Genomic DNA, 22,185 nt, shown 5'->3' with positions numbered 1-22,185 from the left:
CTCCTCAACTGTTGGCGCGCTCCACCGGATATAGCCTCGTAATCCAATGGATTCTTTCACCTGAATCCCCTAATTGAATCGCGCCTCCCGCAAAGCACTAGATTAGACGGGCAGCACACAATCCAAGCAATGATAGCAATGAGTAAAAAATCGAGGGTTTCGGGCGAACAGACGGAGAGAGAAGTGTGGAAAGTTACCATCGCCCATGAGGATAGAGCAGTCCACGCAGCCATTGGTTTGGCCCTAGAACATGTCAGGATTGATGAAAAACCTTTAACTGTGATGTCCGCGTTTTCCGAGTCAGACGCGAAGGCACTCATCGCCACCCATCCGGATACGGCGTTGATGGTAATAGGGGGGAAAATGGGCGGAAATGAAAAGGCGGGAGGGGGTTTGGTTCCCTGGATTCGCGAACAGCTCAACAATCTGTGGGTGCGGATGATTGTCCTTCAGGAGTGCGCCGAAAAACCGATAGAAACTAACTGGATTCTCCAGTTCGATATTGAGGAGTGCATTCCCCAAGAAGAGCTGAGACAGGAGCGATTGAGAGACCGGGCGATCGCGGCGGTGAAAGCGCATCGAAACCCCCCGGCGGTGCGGGCTGTTCCCACAGGCATGGGGGGCATTTTAATTGTGGAGAACAATCCCAATGACCGAGAGAATTTAAAAAAAATATTATCAAATGAGGGCTATCAAGTCACAGCCGTGGAGACAGGAGGAGCGGGAATTGATGCGTGCCAAAAAGGATTTCCCGAATTGATAATTTTAAACGTTCAGATGCCAGATTTAGAGGGAATAGCAGTCTGTAAAACGTTAAATTCCGATGAAAAAACGCGAGAGATTCCGGTGATTTTCGTGATGGATGCGACGCAGTTGCACCGGAAAGAAGAAGGGTTTGCGGTGGGGGGTGCCGATGTGATGGTTAAACCGCTATCCGCAGCAGAAGCGATCGCCCGGGTAAAATTGCACCTGGAAAACCAAAACCTGAAGCAGCAGTTAGAGCAGCAAAATCAAAATCTGCAACAAGAAATCGAAAGTCGGCAGAATTCACAGGCGCAATTGCGCTTGCTAGAACGAGCGATTTCCGAGTCTACGAATGGGATTGCGATCGCCGATGCGAGATTGCCAGACAATCCGGTGGTATATGTAAATGCGGGATTCGAGCGCATTACCGGGTATTCGGCGTCAGAAGCGATCGGCAAAAACTGTCGGTTTTTGCAGGAGAGCGATCGCCAGCAACAGGCCCGCTTTGCCATTCGCAAGGCTTTAGCCAAGGGAGAACCCTGTAAAGTATTGCTGCGAAACTATCGCAAAGACGGCACGATGTTCTGGAACGAATTGAGCATTTCTCCAGTGAGGAACGAAGCGGGAGAGATTACTCACTATATCGGCGTGCAGTTTGATGTGAGCGATCGCCAGCGCGCCGAAGCCGCCCGCCGCGAGCGAGAACAATTTTTACGCAGCATCTACGACGGGGTAGAACTTTGCATATTCGCGATCGATGTGGGCGAAACCGGAGAATTTAGGTTTGGCGGGATAAATCCCGCGCACGAACGATTAACGGGTTTTTCTGACAAGGCAATCCGAGGCAAAACCCCCGAAGAAGTTCTGCCTGCGGAGGTGGCTGAAAGTATTACCCAGCGCTATCAAACTTGCGTGGAAAAGGGGACGGCAATTTGCTATGAAGAGTGCTTGCCTTTGCATGGGGAAGCAACTTGGTGGCTGACTACTCTCACACCCCTGCGAGACGAGAACGGAAAAATCTATCGGATCGTGGGAACTGCGAGCCAGATTGGCGATCTCAAACGGGCGGAAGAACAACTGCGAGAAGCTGCATACGCCGCCGAAGCCGCCAACCGCGCCAAAAGTGCTTTCCTCACGAATATGACTCACGAATTGCGAACGCCGCTCAATGCCATTTTGGGATTCGCGCAGGTGCTAGATAGCAGCCCCAATCTCACCGCCCAGGAACGGGATTATTTGAAAATTATTCAACGCAGTGGCGAAAATTTTCTTGGATTAATTAACGATATTCTCGAATTTTCTAAAATGGAAGCCGGACGCACCACGATCCGTGAAGAGGAGTTTAATTTACTGCAACTGTTGCGCGATATTAAAGAAATGTTTCGCCTTAAAGCCGAACAAAAACAGTTGAAACTAGATTTTATCTTGGCTTCTAATTTGCCGCGCTACGTCCGATGCGATCGCTTCAAACTGCGTCAGATTTTAATGCATTTGCTGAGCAACGCCATTAAATTTACCCGCCAAGGGGAGGTGATTCTACGCGGCACTTACCTGCGCGACAACTACTCCAAAACCACGAGTCGCTTGCATTTTAGTATCAGCGATACGGGGGTGGGAATTGCACCGTCAGACCTGGAAACCTTGTTCGATCCGTTCGTGCAAACCGGATCGGGGAAAAAATTCCAAGAGGGTACGGGATTGGGGCTGGCAATTTGTCGCCAATATGTGGAATTGCTAGGCGGCGAAATTGACGTGACCTCTAAATTGGGAATGGGAAGTACGTTTTACTTTGAAGTGCAGGTGAGGCCACTGGAAAGCCACAATTTCGCATCAGTTTCCGCCGCAACGACTCGCGATCGCCACACCATCACCTGGGAATCCCCCCAAACCGAGTATCGCATCTTAATTGTCGATGATTCTCGGGACAACCAGAAACATCTGGCACAATTGCTCTCACCCCTGGGATTTCAACTGCGCGAAGCGGGCAACGGAGAGGAAGCGATCGCCCTGTGGAAAGCCTTTCATCCGCATCTGATTTTGATGGATATGAATATGCCGATTTTAGATGGGTACGAAGCCACTCGCCAAATTCGGGCTGAAGCACAAGGGATTCCCCCCAATGCTTCTCCTCCTCCCCCACCGGCGATCGTCGGGATGAGTGCGAGTCCCTTGTCTGAGGAAAAATCCGCTGCTTTCGCGGTGGGTTGCGATGACCTGATCGCCCCACCGATTCAATTGTCCACCCTGTTAAATAAAATCGCACAGCACCTTAATATTCCCTACTTAGATGCAGAAGAAATGCGCCAATCACCCTCCCTGGAAAAACCAAGCGATCGCGCCATTATTCACAGCTTTCTCTCGATGCCTGCGGAATGGAAATCTGCCCTAGAACAAGCCACGTTAGGATTAAATTATAGCGAATTGCTCAACCTTCTCGCGCGCATTCCTCCCGAACATGCGTGTTTGGCGGCACAACTGCAAACCGCGATCGATAATTTCGACTATGAAGGCATTTTACAGCTCATTGAGCAGGCTCGCAAACTGGGCTAACTCTCCCCATTTTTCAGGCGATCGCGGCGATAAACTCCCGGTTCCCCACTGATTTACTCACTATTTCAAGTCAATTTCAGGTGAAAACGATGATGCATGGCTTTATTCCTCCCCAGCGGTTTTTTGCATATCTCAGTTGGCCGCAAATCGCGGCACTGCCCGATAAAAACAATACGGTTTTAATTCAACCGTTAGGGGCGATCGAACAACATGGTCCTCATTTACCGCTGATTGTGGATAGCGCGATCGGGATGGCGGTGTTGGGTAAAGCCCTGGAAAAGTTAAATCCCGAAATTCCCGCCTATGCTTTGCCCCCTTTATATTACGGCAAATCTAACGAACATGGAAAATTTCCCGGCACCATTACTTTAACCGCCGAAACCTTATTGGCTACTTTAATGGAAATTGCGGAAAGTTTGTATCGGTCGGGATTTAGAAAATTAGTGTTAATGAATTCCCACGGTGGACAACCGCAAGTGGTGGAAATTGCCGCCCAAGATATCAAGGTCAAACATGAGGAGTTTAACGTTTTTCCTATCTTTACCTGGCGCGTGCCTAATATTAGTAAAGAATTGATGGCGGAAAAAGAGCGATCGCTTTCCATGCATGCCGCCGATGCCGAAACCAGTTTGATGTTGTCTATTTTGCCCGAATGGGTTAATATGGAAAAGGCCGTTGCTGAATATCCCCCGCCGCGACCCGACGGTAGTTTATTGGGCACCAAAGGAGCGCTCACCTTTGCTTGGGTGACGGATCAAATCAGTGACAGCGGAGTGGTGGGAGATGCCACGGCGGCGACGAAAGAAAAAGGCGATCGCATGTTAGCCTCCCTCTCCGATGGCTGGGTCCGCTTGCTCGAAGAAGTGTACGGATTTGGACGCGATCGAAATCGATAACTCGCCGATCGATTATACCGATTTTCAACCCTAAGGATAGGGTGAGGAACCCACCCCTCGCCGCCTAGAGACGATAAATCCCATTTCTATAAACGGGAATCCGCGAAGCATCATACGAGTGGGAGGAGAAATAGCCGAAACGGTGCTAAAAACTTGACACCCCCCTTGATACCAAGGGGGGTGAAAATGTATGGCTGAGGGTTGGGTAATGGAGCCTAGGGGAATCGAACCCCTGTCTTCAGTAGCTATTGACTTTCCGATCGTTCACAGGCTTAGCTCTTCTAACCCTCAGAGCGGGGACCATCCATTATCCCGGATGACAGGATGCAATGGTTTAGTCTTAGCTAGCAATCAACCAGAGAAATCTTGCTAGAGCATCCGTTGGGGTTTTGTCCATAGACCTTAACGGAGTCGGACTACAGACCGCTCAAACCTAGTGGAGGTTTTTTTTACGCAGCAACAGGAGCTGCTTTGCGAGCGAAAGGAACGATGTTGTTCGCAGTTACTTTTTAAAGTTGAGCCTTGGATTTACGAGAGATGACTCACTCTCGGCCTGAATCACGGGTTAGCTTTCACTACCGAATCGAAACCGGTAAGGCCCCGTGCGTTCTTACTTCCATTATAATCAAAATTTTAAGAATGACAAGTGGAGGGGAAAAATTTGGCTCCCTGGGAAAAATATTGCAGCATGCAGCCAAGGCGATCGCGAGCGAGTAGCCGACGAGGGGAGGTATGGCATTGAGATTACTCTGTCTGAGTAACGGTCATGGAGAAGATGCGATCGCGGTTCGCATTTTGCGCCAAGTGCAGCAGCAGGAAAATCCGCCGGAATTAGCCGCGCTGCCATTAGTGGGCGAGGGGCAAGCCTATCATCAATTAAACCATCTTTCCATCATCGGGCCGGTGAAAAAAATGCCCTCTGGCGGTTTTATCTATATGGATGGGCGTCAGTTGTGGGGAGATCTGCGCCAGGGGTTGCTGGGGCTGACTTGGGCGCAATGGCAAGCGGTGCGCGCTTGGGCGAAACAAGGGGGAGCCATTTTAGCCGTGGGAGATATTTTCCCCCTGCTGTTGGCGCGCTTTAGCGGGCTTCCCTACGCTTTTGTGGGGACGGCAAAATCGGAATACTATCTGCGCGACGAACAAGGAGTGCTACCGCGTCAATCGTGGTTCGAGCGCTTAGAAAGCTGGTCTGGGTCGGTGTATTTGCCCTGGGAACGGGGGTTAATGCAGCACAAACGCTGTAAAGCCGTTTTTGCCAGAGATGCTCTCACGGCGCAAACCTTGCAAAAATTTGCCATTCCCGCCCGGGATCTGGGCAATCCGATGATGGATGAGCTTGAAGTGGACAACCCAGAGCCGATATTTTACGATCCGGATGCGGAGTGGAAAGAAACCGAGCGATCGCTGTGTATCGCCCTGATTCCGGGGTCGCGAGTGCCGGAAGCTTATGCCAATTGGCAGATAATCCTCAAAGCGGTAGGGCGAGTCGCAGAAACATGGGACGATCGCTGCCCTCTGTTTCTCGGCGCGATCGCTGCGGGAGTGAGTCTGGAGCATTTATCTCAACAACTGGAAAACGATGGCTGGCGGCGATCGCGCAGCACAGGGACGGAAGAGGAGACCCGCCCATCCGGGGCAGGCGATCGGGCTGAGTTTATCGCCTCCTTGCAAGCTCAGGGTGCTGTCACCTTCACGCAAGATCGGGGGATGTTGCTGTTAACCCAAAGTGCCTTTGTGGACTGTTTGCGAGAAGCGGATGTGGCGATCGCGATGGCAGGAACCGCAACGGAGCAATTTGTGGGATTGGGCAAACCGGCGATCGCGCTTCCCGGTGGCGGTCCGCAGTTTACCCCCGCGTTTGCGCAAGCCCAATCTCGCTTGCTCGGACCGTCCCTGATTTTAGTCCAGCAACCCGATCGCGTGGCCCCGATGCTACAGCAGCTTTTGCGCGATCCGGATCGGCTGCAACTGATTGCCGAAAACGGGACTCGGCGGATGGGCACCCCCGGGGCTTCCCGGCGGATTGCCGCTGGTTTGAGGGAAAAATTGTTTGGGGGCGTTTGACCCGTTCGCGCCATTGGCGATCGCTGAGTATTCATTGATTGGGGAGGGGTTAAGAGGGCTGAACCTCCACATCCACTGGCCCGACTTCCCCACTTCCCCAATTGCCGATTAAGCTTTTTTCACCAAAACGCTGGGTTCGGATTGAATCGGAACCACATCTAAAACATCCATTTTGGCGCAATATTCCAGATCCGCCTCGCCGTTGAGACGCAAAAGCCGTTTGCCGTGGGAGGCGTGGCGCATTAACTGCAATAAATCATCTTTCCAGTAGCGGTAAAGCGCCAGAGCGTCGATGAGTTCGTCATTCCCGGTTAAGTCGTCTAATTTAGCACCGCTGGCGGCGAGAAGTTGGTGGGCGATCGCCCCGGCACAAACCGTATCTTCCAAGGAAAAGCTGCCTTCCCACCCGGAACCGACAATCCACAAGGTTTCCGGGTTATTTTCCAGCAGATACCGCACCACCGCTTGGGTATTGACTAATGCCGCCGCCAGCACCACGGGGACAGCTTCGATCCGTTGCAGGGCGCGGGTGCCGTTGGTGGTGCTGATAAATAAGCGGCAATCTTTGACTCGTTCTGGCGTACAATCTAGGGGTGAATTTCCCAAGTCGCATCCTTCGACTTTGGATCCGCCCCGTTCGCCGGCGCGAAGGCGTTTCTCCGAGGGCCAACCTTCGCTGACTTGCATCAGTTTATTGATATCGCTGAAAAATTGCACGGAGTGGGCACCAGCATGAAGGGCGGTGGCCATCGTGGTGGTGGCGCGCAGGACGTCAACGGCGATCGCGCAATCGGGCAAGCGATCGGTGGGCGTCAGTTCTGGCGTGTGGTACACAAATAGCTTCACTACTGAAAAACACCTGCTTTTGAAACTGCCGAATTATCATTCTATATGGGTTGTGGGAAGAAATAGAATCAATTTCTCCCTAGGGTAGGTAGAAATTTGGCGGTAGGTAGCTTGAGGTGCGCTCTGAAACTTTCGCCTCTTAACATTTAGAGCGCATACATCAGTTCTGCTTTTCAAATACGCTAAGGATTAGGGGGAGAGCCGCTTTCGCTTTTCCCGATCGCTCATTAATGATTCTGCACTTGATAACGCTCTACGACTTCCGCCTCGCGAAAGCCCTGAGACTCACTGAGGCGGTACCAGACCCCTCTACTGTACTGATTGATTTGGGGGGCGTTGACCCGCACCGTTGACGCCAAAATAAGCCGTGCAATGGTTGTGGAATATCAACACAGATTGGTTTGAGTTATCGGTGTCCGCCACAGGGATTTGCATCCCCGAAGGGGAACGTAACTGCATCGCGAATCTGCCGATCCGCTCTCGGTGGGGCAGCAAGCCGCAAAATCACTGCTTTCTCGGATCCGCGATCGGCTCATTCGCCTAACAGATAATCCAGGATAAATATTGCGGATTTTCTTGCAACTCAATGGCCAATAAAAAGCCGGCAATCGTCCAGGTTTGATATTTTCTCGCTTCTTTCCCCAGCAGGCGACCGTTTTTGCCATCATAGTATTCCGGCCATTCTTCGGCGGGCAATCTTTTCGCGGCAATGTCAATCGCTTGACTGGCAATATTGGGGCGATCGCTCTGTAGAGCCGCAGCGGTTAACATCCACAGCAAAACCGGCCAATTTCCCCCATTATGATACGACCAGGGACGATTTTTTGGGTCGCAGCCGGTGAGCATTTCCCAGTCTCTTCCTTTCAGGGCGGGGAAACAAATTTTCATCGGCATGGTTCCGATTAAATCTTCCCAGCGGTCTTCTATCAAATTCATCAATTCTTGGGCTTGTTTTTCGGTGGTTAAACCCGATAGCACCGCCATCAAGTTACCCAATGAAAAAAAGCGACAATCGAGCTGTGACGGACCGAGATTGCCGGCAAAATAGCCGCCGGTTTCGGTCAACCAACGACTTAAGGCATCGTAGGGAATAGAATCAGAATAAATGTTAAACTGATTGAGGGCACTTTCTCCATATTCTTCCCCTTTGTAGCGATAAATCTCGGTTAAGCGATCGAGGTCGAGCCAATAATGCTGTTGCAGGTGATTGGCTAGGGGCTTTAATCGCTTTTCCACGGCTTGGTTAATATAAGCGTTCTCTTGATTGGGGAGGAGCAGTTCTTTCGCGGTTCGCAAGGCATAGTAAAATAAGGTTTGAATTTCTAAGGGATGGCCATCAATTCCCATGCGGCGGTCAATCATGCAAGCGCCATCGGGAACGAGAATGGTGGGATACATATCGAAGCGAGCCACCAAACACAGTTCCATAATTAGCCGGATGCCTTTTTGAAAGTCCGGTTGATGGGCTAAAGAAGATTGTCCGGTGGCTTTGACATAGGCGCGGAGGACGAAAAGCCACCACAAACAGGAATCCACGGGGGTGACGCGCCCGATCGCGCGATCGCCAAAGTCGCCAATTAAATATTCTTCTCCTTTCTCGTGAACGACTTTGAAACTGGCGGGCATTAACCCGCGCCCAACTTCCAAGAAATCCAGTTGCCTTTCTTTGATTTGTAATTTTAAGGTTTGCTGTAGGAAATTGCGAACGATGTCGGTTTTTCCTTTAATCAAAAACACTAGCGCAGAGGAGACAAAATCGCGAATAAAACATTGGTCGTAATTCAGGGATTCTACGCTGGGGTCAGAAGCGGCTACGGTTCCTACGGGATTATCGTAGTAATAGATAATCGTGTTTTCTAGTGTTTCCCACGCTTTGTTAAGGAGACTGTTTTCTGTTCCCATCGAGTTGTGATGCTAATGATTTCATTCCTTAGCTTAGCGTAGTGGGGGAGCGATCGCGAGGCTGTGGGTTTGCGATTCTGTCGCCTGGGGGGTGGAGAGTGGAGCGATCGCGGGCGCATGGCCGGTTTTCGGGATGGTCTTGCATGTTATTATTCCCCCCACCGGGGCGATCGCATTCACCGACTTGCCCATCTTGACCATTCAAAGCGCAATTGTTGGGGTTGGGAATGCGGGCAAGAACTGGTAACAAGGCTGTGCGCCTGGGTATTTTACCACATTTTCTCCCCGATGGGGGAATCGGAAACGGCACCGTGCCTTCTACAATCCGAGATCGTTGTTGGGCGCGGGTGCGGAGGTGGGGGGGTTGTTACTCGGCGCGACGGGGGGCGAAATCGGTTCGAGTCGGTCTGATTCGGAGATATATTGATAGTGTCCCACACCGAGCCAGTCTGTGGGTTGCGTGCAGTATTCTTTGCCCTGGAAGAGAATCGAGACGACGCCATCGGTACAGGCGATTGGGTTTAAACCCCATTCGTGCAATTTGGCCAGATTCGGATCCCGAGAGGTGCGTTCTCTGGAGGAGCGGTTCAGATGACGTTCTAGCTGGGATATATTGTTCATTACGGTGCGGTATTGGTTGTCTTTCCCTTGGTCTAATAATAAGGGTGCAGCACGGCGCAAATCTTCGAGCGCTCCTTCGAGGTCGCCGAGGTTGACGCGGATGGTGGCGCGGTTATTGTAGGCGATCGGGTAGTTAGGTGCGATGGCGATTGCGCGGTTGTAGTCGGCGAGGGCGGCGGGTTCGTCTCCCAATTCTACCTTGGCATCGCCGCGCACTAAGTATGCTTTTTCGTTATTCGGATCGAGTTGGATCGCGCGGGTGGTATCTTCTACCGTAGCTTGCCAGTTTCTCTGTCTGTAATGTGCTAAACCGCGATTGTAATAGACGCGCGTATCGGTAGCATTATGGCGCATGGCCTCGGTCCAGTCGGCGATCGCGCCGGCATAGTCGCCGCTGCGAATGCGGGCGGTTCCCCGGTTGAAATAGGCGCGATAGGCTTCGGTTGAGTCGGGATTTCGCTCGAGGGCTTGGCTAAAATCGGCGATCGCACCTTCCACATTGCCCCGCTCTAAATTTATCAATCCGCTCAGGTTGTAATCTCTGGCTTCTGTGGGATTGTCGGACATGGCGGGTTTCTCTGCGGGCGGATCGCGATCGAGGTTCAAGCGCGACTGGCTCATCCCGAGGCGATCGGCACTCGCCAAAAAGGTTTGAATCGGAATGGCGGCGTTGAATCCGGTTTTAATCGATACGGTACTCCCGGTGGAGGTTTCGGTTTGTCCTTCGGTGTCGCCTTGTCCGTGAATCCCCACTAAGCGCCCTTCACTGTCCAATACCGGTCCGCCACTCATCCCGCTTTTGGTGACGGCATCGTAGCGCAGGTTATATCCTTGGGGACGGTTGTGCGGGCGACTGGTGACCATTCCGGATGTAAACTCGGCTTCTCGTTGCCCACCCTGGCGATTGCCCCGGGGATATCCGAAAATATAAATTTGCGACCCGGGAACCATATGTTCCGAATCCCCCAGCACTGCCACTTCATAGGCGTTCGGACTTTCAAAGGTGACCAGGGCTAAATCCGCATCGCTGCCACTTTTGGGCAGGGAGCGCACTTCGCTGACGGGATAATCTCGCCCGTCGGGGGTGCGAACGGTATAGTTAATTCCGGGACGACAATTGAGCAGACAAGCCACGTGGTTGGCGGTTAGCACGGTATAGCGCTGTCCTTGTTTGTCAATGATGACGCCGGAACCTCCCAAGGCTCCCGCTAAATCCGCGTTAATTTGTACGGCACTTTGTTGGGCAATTTGATAAATTTCTTCGCCGCTTTTGGCTTGCACCTGGGTCGGTAAGGTGATGACGATCGCCGCTACAATGGTGGTGGCGATCGGGATTTTTGGCCAGCTCCTCTCTGTTCGAACGGTAGTCATATTCATCCCCAATTTATTCTGGCTACAATATAGTATTTTGTCGGGTATTTTAACAGTAAGTTAGGCGATGCCCACCCTACGGTTGGAAATACGATAAATCAATTTTGACTGCTTTTCCATTAATTATAACGGCGATTGAAACGCTTACAGCCCTCTTCGATTGGGTGTTGAATTTACTGGGTTTTGGAATTTAGTAATTGGAATAGCCCAACTTAAGGATTCCATTTGGGCGAAAAGTTGGGGGGAAGGCATCGAACCATCGGCAAAAATAAAGGCGCGGATGCCGAGAAACGGATATTTCAGTTTACCATTAATGGCAATTAGTTCGCCGTTTTGAGTTAAAACCGGTCCGCCGCTCATGCCTTGCACCACGTCGTTGGTATAACCGATTTCGTAGCCGCCTACTAGCGATCGCGGCGATCGCATTTGCATTCGTCCGGTGGTGAGGCGAAAGGCGCGAATTCCCCACTGGCGAGTATCTTCCACGGAAACTAAGGTATTGCCATTGCTGGTAAAGTGCCATGCCTCAAACCCAGCGGCATAGAGGGTTTCGCCAAGGGAGACGGTATCCGGGTGGGCGATCGCGGCAACTCGGTAACGGTTGGCACTGGTAAATTGCACGAGGGCTAAATCTAAATCGGCAAATTGCGCCACAGGTACGTGCCACGCGGTTTGCATTTGTCCGTCAGGGGTAATGAGGCTGTACCCTTGTGCTGACCCGTCGGCGATGACGTGATGATTGGTCAGCACGGTATAGGTTTGCCCTTGGCGAGCGACGATCGCGCCGGAACCGGAGCCGGTGGCGGTTAAAATCCGCACGCTGATGGCACGGGCAATTTCCGGCGCTTCGGGGGTGGCGATCGCCCCGGTGGCAATGGATGGCACTGAGGGGCGATCGCTCGCGGTTCTCCCGCTGTGCGAATGCAGGGGAGAAGCAATGGCAGATAAGGGCGATCGCTTCACCATCAAGCTGGCGATCGCGATCGATGCGATAACAGTTACAAGAAGCGATCGATACATGCTACGGCTCTGAGTTTCATTTCCACACCTTCCCCGATTGTCCCGAGGAATTCTCTCCGCCATCAAGTCTACTATAACACACCCCCGCCATCATTAGGTTCCGGTTGCTCATAGGAATCGTCTATGGGTTGGTTGTAACTCCCTCCCATTGTGGCTTCTTCCCATGCACCTAAATCGACAAAGGTTTGAGTGCTATCTAAACCCGTTTCGTAAATAACACCCGCACTGCTACCCACTTGACTAATTTGTAACAGTTGACCGAGAATCTGTCCGGCGCGGTTGGCATTTTCTGGCTTCAGGGTAAACAGCATATTATTTCCATTGCAAGCGTTTTGCCCGACGCTCAAGGCACAAATCACGATTTGGCCATTCACCGGCCCATTAGTGAGCAACAGGTTTTGCAATCGACCGCCATTTGCCATCACCGCCGCATTCAATTTTTGCGAAACGATTTGGCAGCGATTCTGTGGGGTATAAGGTCCGCCAAAATAACTCGACCCTTGGGGCGTCCAGACGATTAACGGGATTGGCTGTCCCCCGGGACGTTGACCTACTGTGGCAAAGTTTCCCGCACCTTGTGGAAGGCAATGAAAACTGGTGTTCCCCCCGGATGGCGGTTGAACGCTTCCTCCGGGATTGTTGCCGCCCATATTGGGCTGATTTCCTCCTCCCACTGTGGGTCGCGCGATCGCCGTGGCGGCTAATCCCACGGTACAGGTCATGGCAACCAGACTGGCGAGGATTGCCGATAATTTGTTGATTTTCATACTGTCAACTCCTTACATTTGTGAGATTGCATGTTATCGAAACTTGCTTTACAATCCCGAACCAGTATTGTTCGGTTGCGGTTCGGTATTGATATTGGTGTAGTCCGGATTATATGGCTGGGATAAGGGTTCGAGTCGGTCTTGTGCGGGCAGGTAGCGGTAAGTGCCGATGGTTAACCATTGGGTGGGCAAGGTACAGTATTGTTTCCCGTCGATGGAAATATATACCACGTTGTTGCCACACTGGGTCGGGGTTAAACCCCACTCGCGCAATAATGCCACATTGCGATCGACCGGTTGAACGGGATCTAAGCGGTTGGTTGCTACATTATATCTATATTCTCCTGCGGGATAATTTCCGATACAGAGGGTTTCTCCTTCCAGGGAGATTTCGGCTAATCCCGGTCCGCCACAGGGAACCCACTGCAAGCCAAACTCGCGCGCGATTGTATCTTTGAGCGTCTCTGTCTCTTGTACCGGGTAGGCTTTGTTGTCAGTCTCATCGTAAAGGTATTCCCCTGCTTGGGCGTCTCTGGTACAGCGGGTTTCGCTTCCGATTTGGATAACGGCAAGGTCTGGATTTCCATTACAAATCGTGGGGGTATAACCCAAGTCTCGCATGACCAGATCCGCACGGGCTGAGTCGCGATTGGCGGCTTCTATTTTAATCGTGTAGTTGCCTTGATTATTCTCGGCGAGGACGCGAATTCGATAGGTGCCCCCACTGCGGAGTGTGTAGGTGATTCCTTGTTTGAGTAGATTGTCGTTCGACTGGCTAACCACCATTTCGTCTAAGGGATTGAAAACTACCAGTTTGAGGTCGAGATTCCCTTGCGCTTCGATCGCGATGGTGATTTGCTCTCCCAGCTCACCGACAAAGTTGTAGTCATTGGCGAGTCGGTGTTCGTTTCCGTCGGGAACGAGTTGGGAACGGGTACTATTCAGGGTTCCTGGCGTAGAACGTCCGCTGGAGAGCGTTTCGATCGCCTGTGCGCTGAGTGTCTGTGCGATCGCCCCACATACCGCGATCGCTGCAATTGATTTTAAAACCCGACGATATAACATTTCCCTTTAAACTCCTATCGCTTAACGTTCTTTAAATTCCCCCTTTCCTGGCGTTGAATCTCTCGCTAAAATGTAGGGTAGTTTGAGCTACAAAATAACTGTCGTGCCAAGCAAATTGACCCATTATTTGGATGTCCTACTACTTCAGCAAAAGGACTATTTAGCCCACCAACTTAACCAACGACCAATGACTAATAACCAATTATTTTCACTCCCTCCTTACCAACTAAACACATTACTACCCATTTGCAGCTCCACAGCGCTGATTCCTTCCACGATCGCTACCAAATCTCCGCCACGGGTTGAAATATTTAAACCGCCATTTACTTCTTGCAACTGATAATTGCTCAAAGCACTGGCTAAAAAGAGAATATCTCCGGTGGGAGCGAAGTTTTCGATGCGCGCAAAATCCGCATCTCCATTTCCGACATACAAGGATTGAATTCCGGGGCTAGAAGGGCTAGGTCCAAACGCTAGATAAAACGCATCCTGTCCATTACCACCAATTAACGTATCCATTTCCCCAATACCTAAACTGGTGGGAACTATATTGTCGATGGAACCCGACAAAAGTTGGATTCCAACGCCGGAAACGAACGCCCCTTGACCAAATGCGGTGATGCGATCGTTTCCGGGAGTTCCGGTAAACGCTGCGACTCGCCCTTCAAATTGTCCCACCGCTTGATAGTGTTCCAAACCGGAATTCAAATTGCCGGTTTCAACCGCATTTGCCACATCGGGATTTGCTAGTAAATAGACTTCTTCGTTGAAACCAGAACCCGTATTTCCGGAGTCAGGCATGTTGCTGCTGCCCTTGAGGATAAAAATGCCATATTCCTGAGAAATATAGTCTGTTTCGAGAGCGCTGACGCCTTCGACGATCGCCACTAAATCGCCGCCATTTGAAATATTTAAACTTCCATTGTTGGGTTCAAATTGATAATCATTCAAATCCCCGGCTAAATGAATATAATCTCGATTCGGGTCGAAGTTTTGAACCCGCGCGAAATCCGCATCTCCATTCCCGAGATAGAATGATTGAGCGGTGGGGTTAGAAGGAGTGGTTCCCACCCCCAGAAAAAAGCTATCTTCCCCTTCTGTGCCAATCAAGGTATCGATTTCGCCGACACCCAAACTGGTGGGAATTGCATCTTGGTTGCTGACGCTAATGACTTCCACTCCAACGCCACTTATACTGGTTTCTTGACCAAATCCAGTGATGCGATCGCTTCCGGGAGTTCCGGTAAACAACCCCAATCGCCCTTCAAATTGTCCAAAAGATTGGTAATGTTGCAAACCGGAACTAAACACGCCTGCTGAAACGGCATTTGCCACATCGGGATTGGTGATTAAATAGGCTGGTTCGTTAAAACCCGCGCCGGCATTTTCACTGGGTGCAGTTCCCAGGGAACGTCCTTCGGCTTCTCCCAGAAAAATGTAGTGTTCCAATCCGGTATTTAGGATGCCATTTTGGACAGCAGCCGCCACATCGGGATTGGCGGCTAAATAGGCACTTTCATCGTATTGGGATGAAACACTTGTCCGCCCTTCAGCTAAGCCAAACTGTTGAAAGTGGTTCAGTCCAGAGGGGAAAACGCCAGCATCTACGGCGGCTTTTACATCCGGGTAGTTTTGCAGGTAAACTTGTTCGTTAAAAATTGCAAAGCTCATGGTTTTTTCTGGATTTAAAACTGAATGAATTGGGAAAAGTTGCCCCATTTTATGGATAAACCGTTTAATTTTAGAGAAATACGGGGACTTTTGAGAGTCGGGAGACACTGCTTTGGTAGCCCTGAGTTTTCCTGCTAGAGATTTAGTGGCTGGAAAATATTTGGGCTACCGGATAGGGCGAAAAGTTAGGGAAAAAATTGTTAAGGGAGAAAAAGAATGTTCCGCTGGTTCGCCCCAATTTTGTTAAGCCTGGAGTCAGGCCGTGTCTTTAACTTAACCGGAGGTTGAGAGGGGTGGCGATGAGAAAAGGTCAGAAAAAGTCAGATGATTGTATGACGTTTTGTAAGGTTTTATAAACTAAGGTGAAAAGTTATGTAAATTTATTACAAGTTTCGGGAATGGCGATCGCAAGGGAGAGAGTGCAGGGTTTTCTCCTGGGATGCGGATCCGTGGCGGTTTTTCCGGGGGCAAACAGACTCCATGAAGTGCGCTAGGGGAGGATTGTTTCCGGGAAGCCATTTCGCCAGGGATTAACCTTTCGCGCCGAGGGCTTTTAACATAGCGAGAGTGCTTTCGCTCAACCCAGTGACGCCGGCAATATTCATCTGCTCATACAGTCGAGGGAGTCGGAACGATCTGGTGGGTACAGGGGTGGGGGTTTCTTGAGTGGCGTTTAAATTCCAGCATTGGATGGTGGCGTCGCGACTGGCGGTAATCAGGGTGTGACCGTCTGGAGTAAAGGTCAGGGAGGTAATGGCATCGGTATGGGCGTGAATGGAGAGGGAACATGCACCGGTGGTGAGATTCCAAAGGTTGAGGATGCCTTCACTGCTGCCACTGGCGAGTCGGGTGCCTTGGGGGCTGAATGCCACGGTAGAAACGGCGGTTTCCTGACGGTGCAAGGCGTCGAAACATTGGCCGGTGGAGACATTCCAGACGCGGAGGGTGCGATCGCGACTGGCACTCGCGAGTAACCTACCATCGGGACTAAAGGCAAGACTGAGGATGAGGCTGAGATGTCCGTGCAAGGTATGGAGACATTCGCCGGTTTCTACATTCCATAAGGTAATGGCGGGGGCGTCGCTGGCACTGGCAACGATCGCACCGTCGGGACTCCAGGCAACGGCGAAGATGCGATAACCGTCACCGGGTAAGATTTTCCAGCAGCGATCGCTGCGAGTGTCCCAAATTCGCAGGGTGCGATCGCGATCGGGACAGGCGAATCGGGTTGGATGGGGACTAAAGGCGAGCGATCGCAGAGCATAGTTCACTCCAGGCAGGGTTCTCACTGGCTGAAATTCGCCCACGGACCAGAATTGAATCACCGCGTCTTCACTGCTGCTGGCGAGGAGTGTTCCATCGGGGCTAAACGCCAGGGCGGACACTTTCGCGTGGTGAGCTTGCAGGATTTTCGCACACTGGCCGGTTTGCAGGTTCCACAGGGCAATCTGGGCGATCGCGCTGCCACTGGCAAGCCATTTTCCGTCGGGACTGGCGGCCAGAGATTCCCAGCCGTCGTCATAGGCTGTCAAGCTTTTCACACATTGCCCGCTGGAGACTTCCCATAATTTCAGGCTGCGATCGTCGCCGCTGCTGACGAGTAGGGAACCATCGGCATTCCAGGCGACGCAGGATACCGATCCGCGATGTGCCTGCCAGGGTTTTATCGGTGTATCGGGTTCCCGGTTTTGCGATCGCTGTGAGGGGTCGAGGATGCGATCGCGGCTTTGCTGACTGTCTGAACCGATCGCCGACTCACCCTGGCAGTCTCCCTGCTTGGCATTGATACAATTAGTCAATCCACCAGACCCCAAGCTTATCTTGCCATCGGTGCTGCCGATACAGATTGCACCCCCTTGGCTGAAGGCAGAAGCACTTATTGTATAAATACGGGTCTCCATGTTGCGCCTGCTTGCGTCTGGTCTATTTGTGAGCCAACCGTCGAATTTTATACCTAGGGGATAAGTGTCGGAGGCAGAAAAACTAAAGGCGAGGCTAAGTGCCAGATGATGGGGGGAAACTCGGGGGGAGAGGGGTTCTCCGGTACAGACATCCCAACAGGCGAGAATTTTATCGGGCTGGGCGATCGCGAGGATGCGGTCGTCGCGGCTAAATGCCACCGATGGCGTCATCCCGGTGAATGTGAGCCAAGACTGGAGACAGTTTCCCGTGGCCACTTGCCATAATTTCACCTGGCGATCGCGGCCACAACTGGCCAACCACTGCCCATTGCCACTAAACGCCAAAGAGGCGATCGCCTGGTCATGGCCTTTCCAATGCCGCATCGGTTGCCGATCCTTCACTCGCCACAAACAAATTATCCCCTTTGTATCTCCCGTGGCCAACCATTCCCCCTCCCGGTTCACCGCCACGGCAACAACCTGTCCGGCAATTGTCGAAAATACCGATTTAGCCAGATTAGAACCCGCAAAATTCACCCCATGAAGCGGCACTTCCCTCAGATCCGCTTGCCATACTGTCAGGTCAGAAAAATCCGCCCCAGTTAAATCGATGTCCAGTTTCGCCAACAGATTGAGAATATTTCCCGCGCCATAGCCAGGAGTCGGCATTTCTGCGCGCAGTTTCACTAAAATCAAGTTTAATTGTTCTGCTAAGTCTTCTTGACTGGGATAGGTGGCTTGGAGACGCTCTACTAATGGGTCTAAAATCGCCTGAATTTGAGCAGTTTTGATATCCTCTTTGGCATTGGCTTGAATTAAGGCATAGTGATTCAGGTAGAGGTGGTTTGCATAACGAAAGTCTACTATTTCTTCATAGATTATCTCGATGAGTTGTTTGGTGACGTATTCTATTACCAAGGCACTTTGGGTAAAGCCGGTGGTGGTTTTTTCAATCAGCGATCGCCGTCGCAAAAATTCCAGCGCCTCGATGACCCTCGGTTTCGATTCCGGTGGTACGATATCCCCCAGCAAGTCAGTTACAGACATCGGTTCGCGGGCGATCGCCAGCCAATACATGACTTTCGCTTCCAACATCGAGAGGCGCTGAAATTGCTCGTCGAGCAAGGTTTTAATCCCCGGTAACAGGGGATTTTTTTCGGCTAAAAAGTCAGTTAAACTGCCATCATATAGCTCTAAAATTGCGGTGGCGGCTTTTTTGAGCGCCAGTGGATTTCCGTGATAGCACTGCACCAGTTCTCTGGCGCGATCGGGGGCGATCGCCAGTCCCTTATCTTGCAGGAGTTTTTGGGCGGCGGTTTCGCTTAATCCGGTCAATTCCAGCACCCGAACCCGTAAGGTATTGCCTTCTAAGGTGGCAATGGTTTCGGGTTTTTCTCGGGCGGTGATTATCAGACAACTGGGATGAACCAGTTCTCCCACTTGTTGGAGAATTTCGTCATAGCTTTCATATCCTTGGCGGTAGCAGCCGAGGGGGAAAGAATGGGGGGTTTCTGCAGAAATTTTTTGGGGTTCAAAGAGGGATTCAAAATTATCGAAAATGACCAAGCATCGCTGCTGCTGAAAATAGTGCAGCAATTTTTCCACTCGGAATGAGGTTGATTTGGGTAAAGGAGTGTCGGGTTGGTAGGAGAGAAAGTGAATCAGCTTGGCGAGGGTGTCGCGCAGGGAGGGTGCATGACGAAGACTGCGCCAAATCACGCAGTCAAACTGAGGCGAAATCTGCTGGACTAATTGGACGGAAAAAGCGGTTTTGCCCATTCCACCCATGCCTAAAATGGCAATTAAGGCACAGTCCTCTTGTAAGATCCAGCGTTTTACGGTGGCGAGTTCTTCGTGACGTCCGTAAAATTTGGAGATATTGACGGCTTCCGTGCAATCTTGACGGGGATGAAGGGTGCCCGGGGAGGTGGTGGGGCAGGGTTGAGGGTCGGCGGGGCGATCGCACTGTTCGGTGTAATGCCGGAGGACTGCGTGTAGATTGCGCTTGGTGACTCGTTCGCCGATGGCTTGGGAGAGCAGTTGCCACAGTTTAGAGCCGACATCTTTGATATAATCGGGGTCATAACCGCCTTCTAGGGCAATTTCTTGGTAGGATTTGCCGCACCAAGATTGGCAAAAGACAAGTTCTTGAACGTCATTTAATCTCTGGGGCTTGATAATTTTATCTATAATTCCCAGTGCGTCTTCAGTCCTCATGCCCTCGATTTTACCCGCTGTTTTGCTCTATTATAGCGGGTTGGGGGTGATTTTCGTTGCGATGGGATTTAGGCGAGGAACAGTTCGGCGATCGCGGCGAGGACCAGGGCGAGTAAACCCACGCGCAGGGAAGTGGGGACTACCGGATCGACGGTGGAGGTGTTGGGGTCTGTAGGGGGGGAGAAGACGAGGGCGATCGCGGCGATCGCGTTCATCGGAGGGGGAGTTTGGTTGGGGGTTGGGGGTGGAGACATGGGGAGGGTTCCTCTGGGGCAACTGCAAAGACTGAGGGGGTAAAACCGTTTCATCTGTATAATAATGACGGCGATCGGGGGTCAGGGGAAAATGTTACCCCGATGCCCGCGATCGCGTCAGTTAGTGAAAACGGCGTTTTAGATGTCACAATCGGATTACATTAAGCCGATTTGGGATAAAATCCCTTGACCGGTCATCAGTTCGGTCAAGATGCCAATGGTGAAACCTAACATCGCCAAGCGACCGTTCCAGGTTTCGGCAAAGTCAGTAAAGCCAAATTTGGGTTCTTGCGTTTCCATACTCGTTAACCTCGTGAAAAATCAAGTCTTTGTAATTAAACTTAACGTAGTCGGCGGTGAAATTGCAACATTTTTTAACAATCTCCCCCTACAGTCAGAGGGGAGGGTGACGAACCCGCGATCGTTCAACGGTTCATAATTAATTAACGGAGTCCAACTACACTGCAGTAGCGAACCCTAGGGGAAAATAAAGCGATGAGACAAACCCAATTGAGCCAACTGTATGCCTGTTCCGTGGCGATGGTGTTACTGTGTTCTGCGCCGAGTTACGCGGAAAGCATAGACGGACTCTTCCCATCGGTAGAGATGCCTGCGGTGGCGTCTGCGTCTCGGGAAGCGGTCTTGGAAGAACTGAAAAAAGCCGATGTGGTGTATTTGGGGGAAACCCACACCCGAGATGGAGATCGCGAAGCGCAACTGAGGATTATTCAGCACCTACATCGACACAATGGGAAAGTAGCGATCGCGATGGAAATGTTTCAGCGCCCCTATCAAAGCGCGATCGATGCCTATTTGCGCGGGGAACTTAGCGAAGAACAGCTCATCGAGCAAACCGAGTACGAACAACGGTGGGGCTTTTCCTGGGAAAGCTATGCGCCGATCCTGCGGTATGCCCGCGAACATCAACTGCCGGTTTTGGCCCTCAACACGCCCACGGAAGTGACGCGAAAAGTCGCCCGGGAAGGATTGGCAAGCTTGACGCCCGAGGAACGGCAACATATTCCGCCGGTGGAGGAGATTCGCACCGATAATGCCGATTATCGGGAAATGGTGCTAGCGGTGTATCGACAGCACATGCAGGGGGGGCACGGATCCAGTGCCAACTTCGAGAACTTTTTTCTCGCCCAGGTGTTGTGGGACGAAACGATGGCAGAAACCATTGCCAGATTTGCGATCGAAAATCCCGACTATCAGGTGGTGGCGATCGCGGGGCAAGGTCATATCCTGTATGGGTATGGGATTCCCAGTCGGGTGGAACGACGGCTCAACGGGCAAAGCGGTTCGCGTCCATTCGTGCAGCGATCGCTCCTGTTAAGTGCCCCCGAGGAGATGCGATCGACTCAGGACAAACCGATTGCCGATTTTGTTTGGCAACTCGACTAACTGGGGGTGAAAGCTGGCGGCGCGAGTTAAAGTTCAAGAAAAGCGATCGAGAATTAACCCTCAATCCTGACGCAAACACTCCACCAGGGGTTGAAACACGGACAACTGCTCAGATCGGGCGACAACTAAGGTGGGGAAGGGACGCTTTTCGTAATTCGTCCCCACCTTCAGGGGAAACAGGGGTTGAGATTCCAGGGGTTGCCAGATCGCGCCGGATGCTTTGACGATCGGCCAAACGGCGGCAATATCCCAAATTTTCGGCGTTCCTTCAACGCCGCCGATGCTAAATCCGGCGGCGACAGTCAGAAAATTGTAACTGGCAACGCCTAACATGCGAATTTTGCAGGGAAAGGGATGCTGGTAGGCGCGGATGCTGCGCGAACAGAATCCGAACAAGTGATTGACGCTGAGTTCTTCCTCGCTGCTGTGGATGGCGCGATGATTGAGAAATGCGCCCATAGGTCCGGTGAGTCCGGTATTGCCGTACCAAAATCCGTGGAACGATTGACTCAGGGGCGGTACGTGAACGTACCCGAAAACGGGGGTGCCTCGGTAGCACAGGGCCATAGAAACTGCCCAAATGGGAATCCGGCGGGCGAAGTTGGTGGTGCCATCCAGGGGATCGATGACCCAGCACCATTCGGAATCGGGAAACACATGTTCCGCTTCTTCGCTGAGGATGCCATGTTCCGGGAAGCGAGCGTCGATCGCTTCGATAATTTGGCGATCGGCCCACAGATCGGATTGGGTAATTAAGCTCCCATCGGGTTTTTCGGATGCCTGCACTTGACCGAAATCGGCCATTAAATCTTTGCCGACTTTGATAGCTGTGGTCTCTGCAAAGTTTAAAACTTTGTCCCAAAAATCAGTCATTAGATTTAGATTTTAG

The 22,185-nt window shown here is 51.6% G+C and carries 17 protein-coding genes and 1 other RNA gene; 5 read left to right on the top strand and 13 right to left on the bottom strand.

Annotated elements, in window-relative coordinates; all coding sequences use genetic code 11:
- Positions 1-138 precede the first annotated feature (138 nt).
- Complete coding sequence (locus AC0QH1_RS30310) at positions 139-3,294, top strand: response regulator (RefSeq protein WP_324635169.1); 3,156 nt, start codon at positions 139-141, stop codon at positions 3,292-3,294.
- A gap of 92 nt (positions 3,295-3,386) precedes the next feature.
- Positions 3,387-4,190, top strand: a complete 804-nt coding sequence (locus AC0QH1_RS30305; protein ID WP_324635177.1) for a creatininase family protein — start codon at positions 3,387-3,389, stop codon at positions 4,188-4,190.
- Between the two features lie 206 nt (positions 4,191-4,396).
- Here AC0QH1_RS30305 and ssrA read toward each other — a convergent pair.
- Positions 4,397-4,792: a transfer-messenger RNA gene (gene ssrA, locus AC0QH1_RS30300) on the bottom strand.
- Between the two features lie 136 nt (positions 4,793-4,928).
- Between ssrA and AC0QH1_RS30295 the strand changes: the two genes are divergently transcribed.
- The gene (locus AC0QH1_RS30295; RefSeq protein WP_324635176.1) at positions 4,929-6,257 is read left to right on the top strand and encodes a lipid-A-disaccharide synthase-related protein; all 1,329 of its coding nucleotides are present in this window, start codon (positions 4,929-4,931) and stop codon (positions 6,255-6,257) included.
- A 108-nt stretch (positions 6,258-6,365) separates the two neighbouring features.
- Here the strand turns inward: AC0QH1_RS30295 and AC0QH1_RS30290 are convergent, their stop codons facing one another.
- The gene (locus tag AC0QH1_RS30290; RefSeq protein ID WP_324635168.1) at positions 6,366-7,103 is read right to left on the bottom strand and encodes a 2-phosphosulfolactate phosphatase family protein; all 738 of its coding nucleotides are present in this window, start codon (positions 7,101-7,103) and stop codon (positions 6,366-6,368) included.
- A 367-nt stretch (positions 7,104-7,470) separates the two neighbouring features.
- Here AC0QH1_RS30290 and AC0QH1_RS30285 point away from each other — a divergent pair, with 367 nt between their 5' ends.
- Positions 7,471-7,647 carry a hypothetical protein gene (locus tag AC0QH1_RS30285; RefSeq protein ID WP_324635167.1) on the top strand — a complete coding sequence of 59 codons (177 nt, stop codon included), beginning with the start codon at positions 7,471-7,473 and terminating at the stop codon, positions 7,645-7,647.
- Here the strand turns inward: AC0QH1_RS30285 and AC0QH1_RS30280 are convergent.
- The 10 genes from AC0QH1_RS30280 to AC0QH1_RS30235 form a co-directional block, all read right to left on the bottom strand.
- Entirely contained in the window at positions 7,644-9,005 is a 1,362-nt protein-coding gene (locus AC0QH1_RS30280) for a glycoside hydrolase 100 family protein (RefSeq protein ID WP_324635166.1), read from the bottom strand. The genes AC0QH1_RS30285 and AC0QH1_RS30280 overlap by 4 nt on opposite strands.
- 33 nt (positions 9,006-9,038) lie before the next feature.
- Complete coding sequence (locus tag AC0QH1_RS30275; protein ID WP_324635165.1) at positions 9,039-9,206, bottom strand: hypothetical protein; 168 nt, start codon at positions 9,204-9,206, stop codon at positions 9,039-9,041.
- A gap of 117 nt (positions 9,207-9,323) precedes the next feature.
- Positions 9,324-10,997: a tetratricopeptide repeat-containing S1 family peptidase gene (locus AC0QH1_RS30270; RefSeq protein ID WP_324635164.1), complete on the bottom strand. Its 1,674-nt coding sequence runs from the start codon at positions 10,995-10,997 to the stop codon at positions 9,324-9,326.
- A gap of 144 nt (positions 10,998-11,141) precedes the next feature.
- Positions 11,142-12,017, bottom strand: coding sequence for a S1 family peptidase (locus tag AC0QH1_RS30265; RefSeq protein WP_324635163.1), 876 nt, complete (start codon positions 12,015-12,017; stop codon positions 11,142-11,144).
- A 71-nt stretch (positions 12,018-12,088) separates the two neighbouring features.
- Positions 12,089-12,784 (bottom strand): COP23 domain-containing protein, encoded by a 696-nt coding sequence (locus tag AC0QH1_RS30260; RefSeq protein ID WP_324635162.1) that lies wholly within the window; start codon positions 12,782-12,784, stop codon positions 12,089-12,091.
- Between the two features lie 48 nt (positions 12,785-12,832).
- A complete protein-coding gene (locus AC0QH1_RS30255; protein ID WP_324635161.1) occupies positions 12,833-13,849 on the bottom strand; it encodes a hypothetical protein in 1,017 nt (338 codons plus the stop codon).
- 219 nt (positions 13,850-14,068) lie between these two features.
- On the bottom strand, positions 14,069-15,520 hold the full coding sequence (locus tag AC0QH1_RS30250; RefSeq protein WP_324635160.1) for a hypothetical protein: 1,452 nt from the start codon (positions 15,518-15,520) through the stop codon (positions 14,069-14,071).
- Positions 15,521-16,050: 530 nt separating this feature from the next.
- Positions 16,051-19,638 carry a WD40 domain-containing protein gene (locus AC0QH1_RS30245; RefSeq protein ID WP_324635159.1) on the bottom strand — a complete coding sequence of 1,196 codons (3,588 nt, stop codon included), beginning with the start codon at positions 19,636-19,638 and terminating at the stop codon, positions 16,051-16,053.
- Between the two features lie 68 nt (positions 19,639-19,706).
- Positions 19,707-19,892 (bottom strand): hypothetical protein, encoded by a 186-nt coding sequence (locus tag AC0QH1_RS30240; protein ID WP_324635158.1) that lies wholly within the window; start codon positions 19,890-19,892, stop codon positions 19,707-19,709.
- A 156-nt stretch (positions 19,893-20,048) separates the two neighbouring features.
- The gene (locus AC0QH1_RS30235; protein ID WP_324635157.1) at positions 20,049-20,192 is read right to left on the bottom strand and encodes a high light inducible protein; all 144 of its coding nucleotides are present in this window, start codon (positions 20,190-20,192) and stop codon (positions 20,049-20,051) included.
- 195 nt (positions 20,193-20,387) lie between these two features.
- Between AC0QH1_RS30235 and AC0QH1_RS30230 the strand changes: the two genes are divergently transcribed.
- Complete coding sequence (locus tag AC0QH1_RS30230; protein ID WP_324635156.1) at positions 20,388-21,296, top strand: ChaN family lipoprotein; 909 nt, start codon at positions 20,388-20,390, stop codon at positions 21,294-21,296.
- 60 nt (positions 21,297-21,356) lie between these two features.
- On the opposite strand, the gene AC0QH1_RS30225 is transcribed toward AC0QH1_RS30230, so the two are convergent.
- Complete coding sequence (locus AC0QH1_RS30225) at positions 21,357-22,169, bottom strand: inositol monophosphatase family protein (protein ID WP_324635155.1); 813 nt, start codon at positions 22,167-22,169, stop codon at positions 21,357-21,359.
- Positions 22,170-22,185 lie beyond the last annotated feature (16 nt).

Source organism: Phormidium sp. CCY1219, assembly GCF_055795085.1.
The sequence above is the reverse complement of the archived record's forward strand: the minus strand, read 5'-3'. Positions and strand labels throughout refer to the sequence as shown.